This is a genomic window from Arthrobacter sp. cf158 (assembly GCF_900106835.1).
In the GTDB taxonomy this organism is placed as follows: domain Bacteria; phylum Actinomycetota; class Actinomycetes; order Actinomycetales; family Micrococcaceae; genus Arthrobacter.
In genome coordinates this window covers 269,876-286,702 of the sequence record NZ_FNNR01000006.1, presented here as the reverse complement: position 1 = coordinate 286,702, position 16,827 = coordinate 269,876, and the positions used below count along the sequence as shown (strand labels likewise).

The following is a 16,827-nucleotide window of genomic DNA, read 5'->3' as shown; positions in this document are numbered from 1 at the left end:
ACAGTTGGGAAGGGCCCCGGACGCACCAGCGTCCGGGGCCCTTCGCTTTTAAGTTTCGCCTAGCTCCGTGAAGCCTTGGTGACGGGCCCGGACGGGACTGGTTCGACGTCGTTGACGTGATCCAAAGCCGGGGCGGCACGGCGGTCTCCGCGCAATTCATCGATGCGTACCAGCACCACGCCGCCAACAATCAGAGCACCACCCAGCAGTTGGATCGGGCCGGGCAACTCACCCAGCAGCAACCAAGCCCACACCACGGCAAAAAGCACTTCAGTCAGGGAGACGAAGGACGCCACCTTGGAACCCAGACTGCGGGCCGCCATGATTCCGGAGACATATGCCAGGACAGTGGCCAGGACGATCAGTCCCACAGCGGATACCCACCAAGGCGTAGTCCAGGGACCAAGTGTGGTGTCAGCGTTGCTGAACGTCATGGGGAGCAGACCCAGCAAGCCAACCAGCCACATCACCAGCGCACCCACAAGGAGACCACCAGATGCGAGGACCAGCGGCGGAAGAGTCTCATTCTCCTTTGCCGTTATGAAGAAGTAGATCACCAGGCACACGGCAGCCGCCATGCCCCAGAGGACGCCAACAAAGTCGACCTTCACTGCGCCGGTCAGGTCCAGCACCAGAACCAGGCCACCCAAGGACAGCAATGCCCCCGCCGCGGTGAGCGCGCGGGGCCGCCGCCGGCTTGCGATCCACAGCCACAGCACGATCATCACCGGCGCCAAATACTCAAGGAGCAGGGCAACTCCCACCGACAGCCGGGCCACAGCGTTGAAGTAGAACAGTTGGCAGCCCGCCACACCGATGAGCCCGAACAACAGGATGGTGAGCCAGTTGTCCTTGAGCTGGTGCCAGCGTCCGCGAAGCACCACGACGGCGGGAATCACCAGAATCAGCGCGGCGCCTGTGAGGCGCACGGCAACTGCGGCACCGGGTGACCACCCGGTTTCCAGCATCGACTTGGCAAACGATCCGGACGTGCCAAACACAGCGGAAGAAAAGAGCGCGATGCCGAGTCCCGATGCCAGGAAACCTTTTGCATCAGCCTTCGTCGTTGGAGCTGACACAGCAGCCTCCTGTCAGGAGTAAAGTGGGCTTATGGTCATGACAGTACTCCCGAAACATGTAAGGAGTCAAAGTGCTTTTTGCGCCTGACACCGAGGTAGCCCTTCGCAGCGTCGTCAATCTGATCAACACCGCGGCCAATGGTGAAGAATCACTCACCACCCCGGCCGACCTCAATGCCTTCCTCGACGCCGAAGAGTTCACCGGCTCAAGGTCCGGGAGCGCGGCAGAGCTACGCAGCATCAAGCGGCTTCGCATCGAACTTGCAGCACTCTGGAGCTCTGACGAAGACACGGCAGCCAAGTCCGTCAACAAGCTGCTCACCGATGCCAAGGCCCTGCCCCAACTGGTCAAACACGACCATTGGGACTGGCATCTCCACGCCACCACCCCCGAGGCGCCCCTGGCGGATCGAATGGGAACCGAAGCGGCGATGGCCATCATTGACGTAATCCGCAGCAAGGAAATGGACCGGATGCGCGTATGCGCGGCGGATGACTGCGACGCCGTCGTGCTGGACCTCAGCCGAAACCGCTCCAAGCTCTACTGCGACACCGGCAACTGCGCCAACCGCGCCCACGTTGCCGCATACCGGGCAAGGAAAGCGGCGGAGGCTGACTAGAACAACACCGGGACAATGCGGCGGCACGCCTTGTGGCGAGGCCAAGCCAATCCCGCCACCCTGGCACACCCTGATTTGCATGTGATGTAGATCACGCAGAATCTGGCGTCACGAAATTCAATGTAGTTTCACCTATCCCCCAGTACTAAGCAGCGGCGGACTCACGGCGCGAGCTGCGCGACCACGCGCGTCAAGGGAAAAGGGAATCCACATGCAGAAGCAACTCGAGCATTTCCATGCTCACGCCAAGGCGAGACATGGCGCCAGGCCTGCCCTTGGCCTGATGATGTGCGCGCTCCTGGCTCTGGTCAGCATCTCTGCGTACGGCGTGGCCAGTTGGCCTGCTCCCGCGGCCGCCGCGCCCGGCACCCCTGGCGTCACCCAACCGGGGACCCTGGTCTACAGCGAAGACTTCTCCAACCAAAACGCGGCAACTGCCCCGATCCCGCTCGGGACGTACGTTGGCGGGACGGCGGCCCAAAACGAGCAGTACACGGCAGATGCGGCCTGGCTGCCGGGCGCGCAGGCCTGCAACGGCTGGATTCTGCGGCAAGGCACCCCCTTGCCTGCCAACGGCGGCGCCATCATCAACAACGATCAGTGCGGGCGCAACGGAGCCATCGGGTTCCTGGGTGACATGGCGTACGTGATGGGCAAATACCAAGGCATGTCCGATGCTCAGGCAGCCCAGAACCAGATCCTCAGCGAGTACACCAACACCACCAACGGAACCCAAGCCGCAGGACTGCAGCTGCAGACCACCAAAAACAGCATTCCCACCATCGCCGGCCACTATTACGCCATCTCGGGAATCTTCGCGGAGACGAACTGCTTCTCCAACCACGCCAGCCAGGAATTCTCCATTCTGATCAACGGGGTACCCACAGTAGTGGGTTCAAGCCTGGACCCCTGCTCCGATCCCAGCAGGCAAGTCATTTCGTATAACAACGTCAACTACAGCGTGGCAAAACTGCAGTCCGGCGCCATCCAGGTCCCCCTCACCGGCACGGCACCCACATTGGGTGTCAGGGTACGGAACCTGCAGGCGACAGGCACGGGCAACGACGTCGGCTTTGACCTCCCCCAGCTGGTGGACGTAACTCCGCAACTGGATAAGGCCTTCTCTCCTACCAGCATGTACCAAGGCCAAAACACGGTCCTGAGCTACACGGTGACCAACACCAGCGACCTGATGGCCAAGAATGGATGGCGCTTCGTTGACACGCTGCCCGCTGGGCTAACCGCCGTGGGCCCCCTCGGTGGCACGTGCGTCCGAACTGCCGGCACGGTCTCCGGTGGAACCGTGGATGTTACCGGCAACCTGGCCCAGGGCACTGCCTCGTGCACCATCACGGTCACCGTTACCAGCAACACCCCGGGTGTTTACAACAACTCCGGCTGCGTGGCCAATAACGCTACGACGATCACCAACTGCACCAACAACTTCCCCACGATTACCGGCCTCTACCCGCCCGGCACGGCCCCGCTGACCGTTCGTCCGTTGACGGATCTATCCATCACAAAGAAGGCCAATATCACGGCCTACATCCCGGGGCAGCCCATCACTTACACGGTGATTGCGCACAACAACGGTCCCAGCGACGCCATCAATGCCATCTTTACCGACCCACTGCCGGGTAGCCTCGCAGGCTCTGCCTGGACCTGCGTTGTCACGGCGGCAGGTACATCCAACCTGCCCCCTGCCGGGCCAACGTCCTGCAATGCCCCGAGTGGATCAGGCAGCATTTCCGGCACAGTCCGGATCAACACTGGCGGAACACTGACCTACACGGTCACCGGAACAGTGGCGGCGGGTACTACTGGAGACATCGTCAACACAGCCACCATCGTGCCCGCTGCTCAAACGGCTGTTCCCAACATGCCTGGCGGCGGCCCCAACCCAGTGCCAGGTTCCACCACCCAGGTCCCCACCGTGGACCCAGCCTGCCCGCCGCTCCCCGGAGTCGGATGTTCGGCAACTGTGACAACCCCCGAGGATCCGCAGTGGACCATCGCCAAGAGTGCAAAAGTAAACGGCACACCTGGCACCACATCGGTCAAACCCGGCGACACGATCACCTACACCGTGACCGCCACCAGCACCAGGGGCCAGATCAACAACGTCGTCCTCACCGACAACCTGTCCGATGTCCTGGATCAGGCAACCTTCGCGCCAGGGTCCGCCACCCTCACCATTGGCACCGCAGCCCCCGTAGCTGTGGCGAATCCCGTGGCACCGTCCACCATCCTGACAACGCAGCCCTTCACTCTGCCTGCCGGCCAGACCGCAACACTCAGCTACAACGTGACGGTCAAGCAGGATGCTTGGAGTTCCCAGTTGGTCAACGTCGCAACCGGCACGGGCAGCGTCATACCCGTCCGGTGCGCCACGGGAAGCACGCCATTGGCACCCGAGTGCTCCACCATGCACCACACGCCGGCCAAGATCCTCATCGAAAAGGTTGGGGAGTCCTCCGCTGAGGTGTGGGTTCCCATGGCGGGTTCCACATGGGCCATCCATAACGACGCCGCAGGAACTCCGGGGCCGGTCAACACGAGCTACACCGTGGTGCCCATGGCTTCCCACACCGGGCAGTTCCAGCTCGAAGGCATCGAACCAGGCGTTTACTGGCTCGAAGAAACCCGGGCTCCGGAAGGGTTCAACCTGCTGGCCGAGGCTGTGCAGTTCACGGTTGCTTCCAATGGTGCCGTAACACTCGGCCAAGGCAGCGGCTCCGGCGTGGTCACAGCCAGCGACAGTGACGCCAACGGCATTTTCCTGGTCACCGTTCGCGACGTCCCGGCTCTGAAGCTGCCGGAGTCAGGCGGTGCCGGCTGGTGGCCCTTGACGGCAGGTGGGGCATCACTGCTCCTGGTCGCCTTGGTCCTTGCCTCCAATAACTTCAGGCGCACGCGCATCCGCGCATCTGCCTGACCCACAAGTGGTCCCACCGCCCGGTAGGGCCACGTCTCCCCAACAATGTTCGCTCCGAGCATCGCTACACAACATTAGAAAGAGGATAGAAGTGAGTATTTCAAGCTCCCGGGGTCTCTGGAAGACCGCCGCCGCCACTATTGCCGGGGCGGTGCTGGCTGTGTCGTTCTCCGTAGCTCCGGCATCGGCCGCTCCCCTGGTTGATGGCGACCAGACCGGTTCCATCACCGTCCACAAGTTCGAACGCCCCACCACCCCCACGGGGCTGCCCAACAACGGCACCGAGGTGGACACAAGTACCTTAACGGCCTTGGCGGGCATCGAGTTCACCGTCCAGCAGGTCAATGCCATCGATTTGTCCACCAACGCAGGGTGGGACGCAGCGCATAACCTGAGCAGCGTCTTCACCCCGGCGAACCCGGAAGGTTCCATCGCGGGTGCCGGGTTCACCCTGGGTACCGGTCAGGCTCAGACCACCGATGCAGCGGGGACCGCCGCCTTCGCCAATCTCCCGGTCGGCCTCTACCTGGTGAGTGAAACGGGCTACCCGGCCGGGGTAACCCCATCGGCTCCGTTCCTGGTTTCCGTACCGTTGACGGACCCGGACAACAAGGACAACTGGATCTACGACGTCCACGTCTACCCCAAGAACTCCATCACGGGTGCGGAGAAGACCGTCACTGATGCTCCCGACGTCAAGCTCGGCGACCAGATCGACTTCACCATCACGGGTGACATTCCGAACGAAGCCGTCATTGACGGCTACAAGATCGTGGATGCTTTGGACACCAAACTGACCTACCTGGATGCCTCCGCCACCCTAGTTGATGGCACGGTTATCACCGAAGGTACGCACTACACGGTTGAATTCGATGCCAACACCAACACAGTCACTATCATCTTTACCCCGGCCGGCCGAGCAGTGCTCGCCGCACACAACGGCACCCGCGTTCAGGTTGTGGTGAATACAAGCGTCAACACCATCGGCGAGATCGAGAACGAAGCGCTGGTCTACCCGAACCTCGGCAGCTTCACCGGCACCCCGGGCCAGCCCGGCGGTCCGATTGTTACTCCCCCGGTTGTTACCAAGTGGGGCGAAATGACTCTTCAGAAGGTCAACGAGAACGGCGCGGCACTGGCCGGTGCTTCCTTCTCCGTCTACGCCAACCAGGCTGACGCACAGGCCGGCACCAACCCGATCGCGCTCAATGGCCAGACCATCTTCACCGTGGCCGCTGATGGAACCCTCACCATCTCCGGTTTGCGCTACTCTGACTGGGCCAACGGCGCTGCTGTAGCACCCGGCTCCGCGGATTACCGCACCTACTACCTGGTGGAGACCACCGCTCCGGCAGGCTACGAGCTCCTTGCTGAGCCGGTCTCCTTCCTGATCAACTCCACAAGCACCACGGTGGGCGTCGACGTGCAGGTCAAGAACATTCCTTCCAACGGCGGCTTCGAACTGCCGCTGACCGGTGGCGCCGGAACCGGCCTGCTCTACGCAGCCGGAGCACTCCTAGTGGTTGGCGCCGGGCTACTGCTGGTTCGCTCACGCCGGAGCACCACCAACAACCAGTAACTGAGGGCCCACCCAAGGTCCGCAGCTTGAACACCGGAGTGGGGAAGAACGCCCTAAGGCGCGCTTCCCCACTCCGCTTGCCGCAAGCACACTTCCAGGATTCTGATGACACAGCCTCGAGCTTCATTGCAGAAAAGACTCCGCGCCGCATGGAACCTGCAGCGCATTCTCATCGTCGTGGCCGCAGCCATGGGCGTGGGTGTTTTGCTGTATCCCACTGCTGCCGCATGGTTCTCCGACCGGGTCCACGCCACTGAGATCAGCGGTTATGCGGACACTGTGGAGAATCTGGCCCCCTCCACCCAGGAGGCGCTTCTGGATGAAGCGCGGCGATTCAACCAAGCACTGCCTTCGGGCCCTCTCCGTGACCCTTACTCCCTAAACGAAAAGGGCGAGCAGACCGTGGTGGGAGCCGGTTCCGAGGCTTACAGGAAACTGCTGGACGTGGGTCCGGGCGGCATGATGGGACGCATCAGTATCCCCTCCATCCACGCTGACCTGCCCATCTTCCATGACACCGACGAAGAGACTCTTTCCAAGGGCGCCGGACACCTCTTTGGCTCGGGACTTCCGGTTGGTGGGAAGGACACGCACAGCGTTATCACGGCACATTCAGGCTTCGTCAATGCCACTCTCTTCGACAACCTGGACAAGGTGGTCACCGGGGACGTCTTCTCAGTCGCCGTGCTCGGAGAGACGCTCTATTACAAGGTGGATCAGGTCCTTACGGTGCCACCCGAAGATACCGACGATCTCCGAAAGGTTCCGGGTGCAGACCTCATCACCCTGGTCACCTGCACCCCCAAGGGCATCAACAGCCACAGGCTTCTGGTCCGCGGAGAACGAACCGTTCCACCGTCCGGAGAGTCAGCACAGTCGTTTCCCAGCCAGGCACTGGACCCCGGGTTCCCTTGGTGGGCCTTGGCACTGATCGGCACCACGGTCCTGATCGTCCTGGCTACCCGCCCCCGCAAGCGCGGGCGTCGGGAAGCAGTTGCCAAAGCGGATTCGTGAGGCCCTGGCGCCCACAAAAAAGCGCTCCCCCACCGAGGTGAGGAAGCGCTTGAAGGTTAGCGGCCGGCGTCGGGCGTTTCCGTCTCGTCCGGTGAGTCCGGGGTACCGGGACCGCCGTGGCCGCGCTTGGAACTGAGGTTGACGCCTGAACCCTTGCCGAGGTGGTCGGCGTTTTCTTTGTGGCTCATGGAAAGCATTGCAGCCACCACCAAGCTCACAATGAATGCGATGCCCGCGCCTGTGAAGGCGAGGTCGAACCGCGGTGCTTTTGCGCTGCCACCGGACGCGAAGATCAGCACGGCAACGAAGGCCAGCACTGCAAAGAACGCGGAGAACATGAGGGGTCCCTTGACCGAGGTCCGCATCTTGCGCGGTTCTCCTGGTGTCTGGTCTGCCACGGTCATTCCTCCAATGATGGCGGTTGGTCTCCGCCGGTCAGCAAAAGTTCTACAACGAGTAGAACGTCCAGCTACTAGTTTACGGCCTCGGGCGAAGCACCCGGCGCAGCAGCCTCAGCAGCAAGGCCGGAAGCAATCCGGGCGTCGTGCCGCAGTGTCAGGCCGGAGAGTATCCACAGCACGCCTGAAATGATCGCTCCACCGCCTGCAACACCCAACAGCGCGTGGGCCCCAAGCGAGGTGAAGAACGGCAGCGCCCCAGCTGTGCCCACGGCAATGACGCCCGAAATAAGCCAGTCGCGCGCCAACGCATCCCGCTTGCGGAGGCCATGGACGAACTCAAGGAGGCCCAGCACCAGCAGCGCAAACATGGCCGAGAGCGCAACGCCCTCATCAGATTGCGTGACCAACGCAGCGATACCTCCGAGCGCAACAACCGCCGGAACGGCTACTGGCAATGCGCGGGACATCCACACAGCCGCTGCGGTTGCGAGCAGATACAGGCCCACGGCCCACGCCAGGACGTGCACTGACGGGGACGCCCAAAAAATAGTGACCGCACCAAACACCAGCGCAACCGTGGCGCGGATGAGCACGGGTTTCCAGAGCACGTCCGCGGAGGCAGGAGGGGTCTGGGCAGGAGTCGCTGGGAGAGTCACCCGTCCAGTTTAGTGCGAACCCAGCACCATCCACCGATCGGTCCGTGCTCGCAGCCCCAAAGTCACCCCGCGGGCCAGCATGTAGCCCAGCGCAAACGCGGCCCACAACCACATTAGCCCCGCCACGCCGTCGGGCCTTACTTGGTAGATAACCACCAGCAGCGGCAAATAGACCGCTAAATTCACGACGCCGGCAATCGCCAGATAGCGCGCGTCACCGGCGCCTATGAGGACACCGTCCAGGACGAAGACGTACCCGGCCAGGGGCTGTCCCACGGCAAGGACCCAAAGCGCCACGGTCAAAGCGGAGCGGACGCCCTCGTCCGGGGTGAAGATGTAGCCCGCCCACGGGGCAGCTATGGCCAGCAGCGCGCCGGTGATCACGCCGAACCCCAGGCCCCAGCGGACCATGGTGCGGGTCAGCTCACGGACCCGGTGGGCGTTTCTGGCGCCGAGTTCCTTGCCGATCAGGGCCTGCGCGGCGATGGCCAGGGCATCCAAGGCGAACGCGAGGAAGGAGAAAATGGTCATGGCCAACTGGTGCGCCGCCAGGTTTACGGCACTCTGAGCGGTCACCACCAGGACAGTGGCCAGGATGGCCAGACGAAGGCTGAGGGTGCGGAGCATGAGCCACGAACCAACCTTGGTCATGGCCCGGATGCCATGCCAATCGGGCCGCAGGGACACTCCGTGTTGCCGCGCGTTTCGGCTGACCATCACCAGATAGACGGCGGCCATGGCCCACTGGGCGATGCTGGTGCCGATTGCCGAGCCCGCGACGGAGAGATTCAGGCCGTACACCAGGAACCAGTTCAGCGCGATGTTCAGGGCGAAGCCGGCCGTGGCCACGAGCAGCGGCGTCCGGGTGTCTTGCAGCCCGCGAAGAATACCGGTGCCGGCAAAGATGAGGAGCATTGCGGCCAGGCCGGGCATGGACCATCGCAGGTAATCGACGGCGAACTCGCGTACGTCCCCCGTTGCGCCCATGAACCCAACCAGGGGCTCGGCCGCCACGAAGCCCAAAACCGCGAGCGCCAGCCCCAGCAGCAAAGCCAGCCAGACGCCGTCGCGCCCTGCCGCCAAGGCCTTCCCCAATTTTCCGTCGCCGATCGCACGGGCCACTGCCGGCGTCGTGGAGTACGCCAGGAAGACCATGAGTCCTACCGCGGTGTGCAGGACGGTGGACGCGAGGCCAACTCCAGCCAGTTGGTCCACGCCCAAGTGGCCCACAATTGCGGAGTCGGCCAGCAGGAAAAGCGGCTCGGCGATCAGTGCACCGAAAGCGGGGACGGCCAGGCGCAGGATCTCGCGGGCGTTGGAGCGGGGTGTGGTGGTTGTGGTTTGAGGCACTAAACAAGCCTAGTCCGCCACGGGCCGGGTACATTTGGGGCCGTGTCACACGAGCATCCCGTCACCGTTTCCGTCGCCCGCACCATCCTGCCCGGCTACACCCGGCAGGCGAATGCGTGGGCCCATGCCGGCCAGGAGCTGGCCCGCGAATGGCCCGGCTATCTCGGCTCCGGGTGGGTGCGCAATGGCGTGGATTCCAGTGAATGGCACATGCTTTACCGCTTCGCCGACGCCGATTCGCTGCAGGAGTGGGAGAACTCCGAGGAGCGTCGCTGGTGGATAGATAGTGCCAGGGACATGATGGAGACCACCCGCGTTGAGCGGCACACTGGAATTGAGGGATGGTTCTCGCGGCCCGGCGACGTGTCCGTCGTAGTCCCAGAGACGGTGGTACCGCCGCGCTGGAAGCAGGCCATCAGCATCTTCCTCCCGTTCTTCCCCCTCAGCCTGCTGGCGAATTTCCTGTTGCACCCTCTGACGCAAAGCTGGCCTCTGGTGTTCCAGGTGCTCCTCAACATCGTGATTCTGACGCCGCTGATGACGTACATCTTCCTTCCGGTGACTACCCGGCTCCTGCAGCCTTGGCTTCAGGCAAAGCCCCGCAGGTAGCTGCGGTTTTGGTCATAAAGAGCCACGATTAGTTGACACTTCAACTTATGTCCGCAAGGGTTGAAGATATGAACAAGTCCAGCTTGACCACCACAGCCCTGACCATCCTGCGCGTCATTGCAGGATTTCTCTTCGCCGCGCACGGTTGGCAGAAGTTCAACGAATTCACCATCGCCGGAACGCAGGCGTCCTTCGCCCAGATGGGCGTTCCCGGCGCTTCCGCAGTAGCACCGATCGTCGCAACACTGGAACTCGTGGGCGGCATCGCCCTGATCATCGGCCTTCTGACCCGGGTCTTTGCAGCACTCCTCGCCGTCAACATGCTCGGCGCCCTGTTCCTGGTGCACGCCCCGGCCGGAGTCTTTGTGGGCAATGGCGGGTACGAGCTGGTGCTCCTCTTCGCGGGCGCCGCCCTGGCTCTCGCGCTGGCCGGTGCTGGCAGGATCTCCGCCGACGCCGCACTGTTCGGCCGTTCGGGATCCAAGCTGCGCGTCCTCGCGTAACCCCCACCCCCCCGGACGCTCTCTCACCTAATTGCCCTTTCACCCGGACGCTCTCTCACTTTCTTCAGGAAGGTGAGAGAGCGTCCGGCGTTAGGGGGACTAGCCCGTCACGCCCGTGAGCTCGTTCGGGACATGCTCGAGCTGAGCCGACTTGGAAACCTTGCCGGCCTTCAGGTCCACCGCGTGAATGGTGCTGGTGGCTGGCTCGGTGACGAACGCCGTCGAGCCTTGAACGAACAGCGTGGGGCGCGGGTCCTGCCACGTGGCGGACTCTTCCCACGCCGCAACTACGGGAATGGTGGACGTGATAGCGCCGGAGAGCGGGTCTATGACGCGGAGGCTGCCATCAGTGCCCAACACCAGCGCCTCACCCGAAGGCCCACGGCCCAGGGAACGGAAGGAATAGCTGGTGCCGATGTCCACCAACTGCATGGTGGCGGTCTGGGTATTGACCAGCGAAATGCGTGTAGGGCGCTCCGGCTTGGCGGCCTTGTCCACTTTGTAGTCGCCCAGGATGACAGGCGACTTTTCCGAGCCGGCCTGATTGCCCAAGCGACCATAAGCATCGGGGCTGGCCACCTTGGTGATGGCGCCGTCCTTGTAAATCAGCATCCCATTCTCGCACCCAACCACCACGGCTTCACCCGCAGCAACAGCCTCGCCATGAACGCCAGGGCAGTCTTCGTTGCGCACAACTTCCGTGCGGTCCTGCCCCTTGCCGGCCGAAAGGACCGCAATCCCGGAACGGCTTTCCTCGTTGCCGAGGGTCACCAGCAGCTTGCCGTCCGCCAACTCGACGGCCACGCCGTGGTGCGCTTCCGGTGTCACATACGTGTCCGTGGCGGGCAGTTTGCCGTCCTCGACGGCAGCGGGCAGCGCGGACGTCTTGAAGCTCTCCACCTTGCCCGAACCATCGTTGAACAGCACGGTCTTGTCCGCGTGCAGCACCACATGGCCGGCCTTGCTTGCCTCGAACGCCAACCCAGTCATCTTGGGATCTGTCACGTAGTGATGGCTGTGATCGCCGTGGGGTTCGGTCCAGGCGCCGGCATCGAAGAGACGGAATGCATCGCCGGTGGAAACGAAAACGTGCCTGCCGTCGCCTGCCGGATTCAGGCGGTTGAAACCGGACATTTCCACACTTCCCACGCTCTCGAGAGAAGCGGCATCGAGAACCGCGATGCCGGCGTCGTGCGTGTAAACGAGGCGCGGAGTCGGCGCGCCGGCCTCTGTGGGGCTCGGGTCGGAACTGGCGGAAGGCGACACCTCGGCCGCACTCCCAGCCGGGCCGCCAGGGGCGCCGCACGCCGTCAACAGCAGGGTTGAAAGCACGACGGCGGCAAGTGGCGCGGCGCGCAAGCGGCCTCCGAGCGTGGTCGGGGCAGGGGTCATGGGGGTTGAGTGATGAGGCATGGGTTAAATGATATTGATTCTCATTTAGACTGCAAATCCCGCCAAGATACCCATGTCATATTGCACGGTTACGAACACAAAGAAACAAATTCTCCCGTCAATTCCTTGACGAGTCATTTCACAGACTGGTAAACATATCCCCACCGGGCAAGCGTTTTCCGAGCCCTCCACCCGCATCCCTCAGTCAACGGCCTCCCGCCAAGCAGCAGCGGACGCGTCTTGCCGGTTAATGAAACGATACAAAGTCCGACAGTGTGGTTGGGAAATACCCCCACGCGTCATCAAAGGAGATGTTCGTGAAACACCCCCCTCAACGCGCGGTCAGGACGGGCACTGCGGCCCTGACTGCCGCCGTCGCCTCAGTCGCCCTGGCCTTTACGGGTATGCCCGCAGTGCACGCTGACACATCCCTTCCCGCCGCTGGAAGCGGCTATAAGTTCGATTTCGGCCCGGGTGCCGTGGCCGACGGATACATCCGGGTCAACGCCGACACTGCGTACACAACCACCACCAAGTTTGGTTTCACTGACACTGCCGTCACATCCGGGAGCGACCGCGGAACGGCCGATGCGCTCCGCAGCGACTTCGTCCAAGCCCAGGGCAGCTCTTTCACTGTGGACCTTCCCAATGGCGACTACACCGTCAAGCTCATCGCCGGCGACGCCACTGAGTCCACGAACATCGCCATCACGGCAGAGAAGATGGCCAAGGTCCAAGCCACAGACAAACCCGCCGGCCAGTTCCTTGAGATGGAATTCCCCATCTCCTTGGTGGACGGCCAGCTCAACCTGGACATCACCGGCACCGCTGCCAAGATCAACTCCCTGGTCATCGCAGCCCGCGCTCCACGGTCTGCCACCACGGATCCCGGCGTCTATCTGGCCGGCGACTCCACCGTGCAGACCTACGATCCCGGCTACGCACCCCAAGCGGGCTGGGGACAAATGATCGACCGTTATCTGGATGACAAGGTTGCCGTCTACAACCACGCGATCGGCGGCCGCAGCTCCAAAAACTTCATCAGCCAAGGACGGCTGGACGAGATCCTCCGTGTGATCAACCCCGGCGACTACCTCATGGTCCAGTTTGGCCACAACGATGCAACCATCGGCGTGGACGACCGCTACGCGTCACCTGCCGACTACAAGGAGTACCTCCGTACCTACGTCAACGGTGCCCGCCAACGCGGAGCCACCCCCATCCTGGTCACGCCGGTGGGACGCAGGGACTTCGATGCAGCCACCGGCACGTTCCGCGTCAGCTTTCCCGAGTACGTGGACAAGATGAAGGAGCTTGCCGCTGAGGAGTCCGTTGCGCTGGTGGATCTTTCGGCCCTGAGCCGCGGCTATTACGACGCAATTGGCCTGGAAGAGACCAAATCGGTCTTCCTCCATGTCGACGCGGGCGTGTACCCGGGGCGTCCAAGCGGCACGGCTGATGACACCCATTTTCAGGAGTACGGCGCCATCCAGATCGCCCGCCTCTTGGCTGGCGGCATGAAGCAGCTCAGCGTTCCGCTGGCGTCGCGCGTCCAGGAGGTCACGCCGCCGTCGAACGTTCCTGCCAAGCCGGAGGGCTTGGTGGCAGGCAGCGTCTCCAACGCCGGCGCTCTGCTCAAGTGGCAGCAGGTTGAAGGCGCGGACGTATACAAGATCTACCGGAAACTGGCCACCGAACCGGATTCCGCCTACAAACTGGCCACCACCTCCACGGTTCCCACCACCACCCTGAACGGCCTCGAGGAAGGCACCGCTTATGCGGTGCGTGTGGCCGCCATGAACGGCAAGGGCCTCTCCGAGTACAGCGATGCTTTGGCGCTGACCACCAAACAGGCCACCTACAAGTTCGACTTCGGACCGGTCGGCGCACCTGTTGAACCCGGCTACACGGAGGTCAACCGCACCATGGCTTACTCCGCTGAGCGTGGCTACGGTTTCAAGGACACCACCGTGCTCAGCGACCGCGACCGTGGCGCAACCACCACCAATCTCCTCCGCGACTTCGTGCTGAGCGGCGCCAGCTTCGAGTTCCAGCTGGACGTCCCCAACGGCACCTACGCCCTCAAGACGTACCACAGCGACTGGATCGGCTCCACGCGAACGGACATCGCGGTGGAAGGCAAGGGCTTCGGCACTGTCACCTCGGGCAAAGCTGCTTCCGCCACCAAGGTCATCAATGAGGTCCTGGTGACCGACGGTCAGCTCAATCTCAGCATCAGCGGTTCAGGCCAGCGCCTCAACGGGCTCGAGGTCACCCCGCTCCTGGTGGGCCCCACCAATCTCAAGACCACGTCAGTTGAAGCGTCCGCCCAGCCACCCGCCGTCGGACTCGCCTGGGATGCCGTGGGCGATGCCGCCACTTATCGAGTGTTCCGCCAGGCACCGTTTGAGTCCTCTCCCCAGCGGATTGCCGAAAACGTTTCCGGGCCTTCCTACTCGGACACCACCGCAATCGCCGGCCTCTCTTATAAGTACTACGTCACTGCCGTGGACCGAACCGGCCTGGAGTCCGTTCCATCCAACACCCTGGACGTTCCGCTGATCGATCCCGCCACCGCTGCACCCGTTGCACCGGAAAAGCTGAAAACCAAGAAAGTGGAAAAGACCAGCGTTTCGCTTCAGTGGGGCGAGGTTGCGGGCTCGACGGCGTACCTCGTCTACCGCTCGACGGCACCTGACGGGGCCTTCTCCTACGTTGGCAAGACCGACGATAAGAAGTTCACCGACACCACCGTCCTGACCACCATCAAGTACTACTACCGGGTTACCGCGTTGAATCCGGGCGGCGAATCCGTGCCGTCAGCCACCGTTGGTACCGAAGATGTGGTTGTCCTGGACCGTCAGATGGAAAAGCTTGACCGGGCACCCGTCGCCGTTCCCACGGCAGAGGGCATCCGGATCGGCTGGCGCATGCTGGGCCTGGATGAGGACAAGATCGGCTTCAACGTCTTCCGCGACGGAAAGAAGATCACGGCCCAACCCGTTACCAACAGCACCAGTTACCTGGACGCTACGGGCACTGCCACCTCCAAGTACGTGATCAAGGTAGCCGGAGGTGGAAGCAGCGGCGAGAAGGAGACCAAGGAATTCAGCCCGCTGGCCCAGGATTACCTCGCTATCAAACTGGACAAACCGGCGGACGACTACACCAAGGACGGGCAGCCCTACAGCTACTCGGCCGGTGACGCCACCGTAGCCGACCTGGACGGCGACGGGCGTTACGAGATCATCCAGATGTGGTCGCCGTCCAACTCCAAGGACAACTCGCAGGCCGGCTACACAGGTACGGTCTACGTGGACGCCTACACCATGGAAGGCACCAAGCTCTGGCGCATCAACCTTGGCCCGAACATCCGCGCCGGCGCCCACTACACGCAAGTCCTCGCCTATGACTTCGACGGTGACGGCAAGGCCGAAGTGGCCATGAAAACCGCCGATGGGACCCGGGATGCTGCCGGTACGGTGATCGGCAATGCCAATGCCGACTACCGGAACAGCAGCGGCTACGTCCTCACTGGCGACGAGTTCCTGACCGTCTTCCACGGACAGACCGGCACCATCATGGACACGGTCGCTTACGACCCGCCGCGCGGGGATGTCGGAGCCTGGGGCGATACGTACGGAAATCGCGTGGACCGTTTCCTGGGCGCCGTTGCTTACCTGGACGGCGAGCATCCCTCGATGATGTTCAGCCGCGGCTATTACACGCGTGCCGTGCTGGCTACCTATGACTTGGTGGGCGGCAAGATCGTGAAGCGTTGGGTCTTCGATTCCAACGTTTCCGGTGACCAGTACCGGGGCATGGGCAACCACAACCTGTCAGTTGCTGACGTCGACGCCGATGGCAAGGATGAATTCATCTTCGGTTCGATGACCATCGACGACAATGGGCAGCCGCTCTACACCACTGGCCTGGGCCACGGCGACGCCATCCACACCAGTGACCTGGATCCGTCGCGTCCTGGCTTGGAGACCTTCGCGGTCCACGAGGACATGGGCTCCAGCGGAAACCTCGGTGCAACCTTCCGCGACTCCGCCACCGGCGAAGTCCTCTGGAGCATCCCTGCAGTCAAGGACACGGGGCGCGGCGCTGCCGGCGACATCGATCCCCGCTACCTGGGCGCTGAAGCGTGGGCCATCGGCGGCGACGCTGCGTGGAACTCGCCAGTCGGCGAACTCCGCTCGGCCAAGGGTGAGTTGCTGTCCACCAACATCCCGGCTGCCAATTTCCTGGCATGGTGGGATGGCGACCTGCTCCGGGAGATCGTGGACCACGACTGGGATGCTGCCGCAAACAGCGGCACCCCGAGCATCAGCAAGTGGAACTGGAACACCCAAACCAGTGATCGCCTGCTGACTGCCACCGGTGCAAAGACCAACAACAGCACCAAGGGAACCCCTGCGATCCAGGCCGATCTGCTGGGTGACTGGCGCGAGGAGATCGCGTGGCGCTCAGCTGACAGCACCGAGCTGCGGATCTACACCACCACGTCCGGGACCGATGTTCGTCTCCGCACGTTGATGCACGATCCTGTGTACCGGACATCGGTTGCCCGCGAGAACATCGCGTACAACCAACCACCACATCCGGGCTTCTATATCGGCGTAGGCATGGAAGCCCCATCTATGCCGAAAATTGCATATACGGGAGGAAAGTAGCTTTCGGGAT

At 62.8% G+C, this 16,827-nt stretch carries 12 protein-coding genes; 7 read left to right on the top strand and 5 right to left on the bottom strand.

From position 1 onward, the window contains the following. Positions 1-59: 59 nt before the first annotated feature. Entirely contained in the window at positions 60-1,079 is a 1,020-nt protein-coding gene (locus tag BLW08_RS14235) for an EamA family transporter (protein ID WP_090821962.1), read from the bottom strand. A 71-nt stretch (positions 1,080-1,150) separates the two neighbouring features. On the opposite strand from BLW08_RS14235, the gene BLW08_RS14230 reads away from it, so the two are divergent. From BLW08_RS14230 to BLW08_RS14215, 4 genes are all read left to right on the top strand, one after another. Beyond that, positions 1,151-1,699: a CGNR zinc finger domain-containing protein gene (locus BLW08_RS14230; RefSeq protein ID WP_090821963.1), complete on the top strand. Its 549-nt coding sequence runs from the start codon at positions 1,151-1,153 to the stop codon at positions 1,697-1,699. Between the two features lie 211 nt (positions 1,700-1,910). After that, entirely contained in the window at positions 1,911-4,634 is a 2,724-nt protein-coding gene (locus tag BLW08_RS14225; protein ID WP_091325860.1) for a DUF7927 domain-containing protein, read from the top strand. 91 nt (positions 4,635-4,725) lie between these two features. After that, positions 4,726-6,213: a SpaH/EbpB family LPXTG-anchored major pilin gene (locus BLW08_RS14220; RefSeq protein WP_175538709.1), complete on the top strand. Its 1,488-nt coding sequence runs from the start codon at positions 4,726-4,728 to the stop codon at positions 6,211-6,213. Between the two features lie 105 nt (positions 6,214-6,318). Beyond that, on the top strand, positions 6,319-7,227 hold the full coding sequence (locus BLW08_RS14215; protein WP_091325858.1) for a class C sortase: 909 nt from the start codon (positions 6,319-6,321) through the stop codon (positions 7,225-7,227). Between the two features lie 56 nt (positions 7,228-7,283). Here the strand turns inward: BLW08_RS14215 and BLW08_RS14210 are convergent, their stop codons facing one another. From BLW08_RS14210 to BLW08_RS14200, 3 genes are all read right to left on the bottom strand, one after another. After that, positions 7,284-7,631 carry a hypothetical protein gene (locus tag BLW08_RS14210; RefSeq protein ID WP_091325856.1) on the bottom strand — a complete coding sequence of 116 codons (348 nt, stop codon included), beginning with the start codon at positions 7,629-7,631 and terminating at the stop codon, positions 7,284-7,286. Positions 7,632-7,699: 68 nt separating this feature from the next. Next, positions 7,700-8,284 carry a hypothetical protein gene (locus BLW08_RS14205; protein WP_254779870.1) on the bottom strand — a complete coding sequence of 195 codons (585 nt, stop codon included), beginning with the start codon at positions 8,282-8,284 and terminating at the stop codon, positions 7,700-7,702. A gap of 9 nt (positions 8,285-8,293) precedes the next feature. After that, positions 8,294-9,634, bottom strand: a complete 1,341-nt coding sequence (locus BLW08_RS14200; RefSeq protein WP_091325853.1) for an MATE family efflux transporter — start codon at positions 9,632-9,634, stop codon at positions 8,294-8,296. A gap of 42 nt (positions 9,635-9,676) precedes the next feature. Between BLW08_RS14200 and BLW08_RS14195 the strand changes: the two genes are divergently transcribed. Both BLW08_RS14195 and BLW08_RS14190 read left to right on the top strand, forming a co-directional pair. After that, entirely contained in the window at positions 9,677-10,243 is a 567-nt protein-coding gene (locus BLW08_RS14195; RefSeq protein WP_090821973.1) for an antibiotic biosynthesis monooxygenase, read from the top strand. A 68-nt stretch (positions 10,244-10,311) separates the two neighbouring features. Beyond that, positions 10,312-10,746, top strand: coding sequence for a DoxX family protein (locus tag BLW08_RS14190; RefSeq protein WP_090821975.1), 435 nt, complete (start codon positions 10,312-10,314; stop codon positions 10,744-10,746). Between the two features lie 99 nt (positions 10,747-10,845). Here BLW08_RS14190 and aztD read toward each other — a convergent pair whose 3' ends face one another. Further along, the gene (gene aztD / locus BLW08_RS14185) at positions 10,846-12,159 is read right to left on the bottom strand and encodes a zinc metallochaperone AztD (protein ID WP_254779869.1); all 1,314 of its coding nucleotides are present in this window, start codon (positions 12,157-12,159) and stop codon (positions 10,846-10,848) included. A 296-nt stretch (positions 12,160-12,455) separates the two neighbouring features. Between aztD and BLW08_RS24280 the strand changes: the two genes are divergently transcribed. After that, positions 12,456-16,817: a rhamnogalacturonan lyase family protein gene (locus BLW08_RS24280; protein ID WP_302846908.1), complete on the top strand. Its 4,362-nt coding sequence runs from the start codon at positions 12,456-12,458 to the stop codon at positions 16,815-16,817. The last annotated feature ends 10 nt before the right edge of the window (positions 16,818-16,827 follow it).